Annotated in this window: 1 protein-coding gene and 1 pseudogene; both read left to right on the top strand. The window is 65.7% G+C overall.

The window, feature by feature from the left end; translation table 11 throughout:
- Positions 1-225, top strand: a pseudogene (locus EOA86_RS37035) (septum site-determining protein MinD); the annotation flags it as partial.
- On the top strand, positions 222-494 hold the full coding sequence (minE, locus tag EOA86_RS37030) for a cell division topological specificity factor MinE (RefSeq protein ID WP_029351320.1): 273 nt from the start codon (positions 222-224) through the stop codon (positions 492-494). The pseudogene EOA86_RS37035 and the gene minE, both read left to right, overlap by 4 nt.
- Positions 495-738: the final 244 nt, after the last annotated feature.

Raw genomic sequence — 738 nt, 5'->3', positions numbered from 1 at the left:
CTGGAAATCCTGTCGACGCCGCTGCTGGGCATCATTCCCGAAAGCCAGGACGTGCTAAAGGCCTCCAACCTCGGTTCGCCGGTGACGCTCAGCGATCCGACGAACTCCGCCGCCCGCGCCTATATCGAGGCGGCCAAACGGCTCGAGGGCGAGGAACTGCCGGTCGTCGTGCCGTTCGAGCGCAAGGGCTTTCTCGATCGGCTTTTTGGAAGGAGGGCAGCATGAACCTGTTAGACCTCTTCAAGCGGCGCGGCAGCGCGCCGGTGGCCCGCGAGCGGCTGCAGGTGCTGCTCGCCTATGAGCGCCGCAACCGCAGCCAGCCCGATCTCGTCTCGGTGCTGCGCGAGGAGATCATGGCCGTCATCGCCAGGCATGTGCAGATCGACCAGGATTACCTGCAGGTCTCGATGGATCGCGGCGAGACGATGTCGACGCTGGAGATCGACATCCAGATCCCCAACAAGAGCGCAAGGCCATTGGCCATGTCGGCCTGAGCGGCAGTGTTGCGGCCAGAGAAGCGCCGGAAAACACCGGCGCCGCGCGGCGCTCCGCGAGCTGTCGCTTTCGACCTGCGCAGACCTGATCCCACCTGGCTCAGGCCTGTTGGCTCACGCCTTGCCTTGAAGCGCGCCGCCTCCTCCGAACCGCTTGTGGCGTCGCCTGCGCTATAGGAATGCGCGCCGGCGTGGGAAGTGTGTCTGGCCGCCGGGATAGCGGTCGAGCTTCGTAAGCCCGTCC

The organism is Mesorhizobium sp. M5C.F.Ca.IN.020.32.2.1, assembly GCF_004023105.1.
GTDB classification, from domain to species: Bacteria; Pseudomonadota; Alphaproteobacteria; order Rhizobiales; family Rhizobiaceae; genus Mesorhizobium; species Mesorhizobium wenxiniae.
This window is presented reverse-complemented; position numbering and strand designations above follow the sequence as displayed.

Bases quoted from the DNA above. Each gene is read 5' to 3' on its own strand.
- minE (WP_029351320.1), top strand. From the start codon at position 222: ATGAACCTGTTAGACCTCTTCAAGCGGCGCGGCAGCGCGCCGGTGGCC.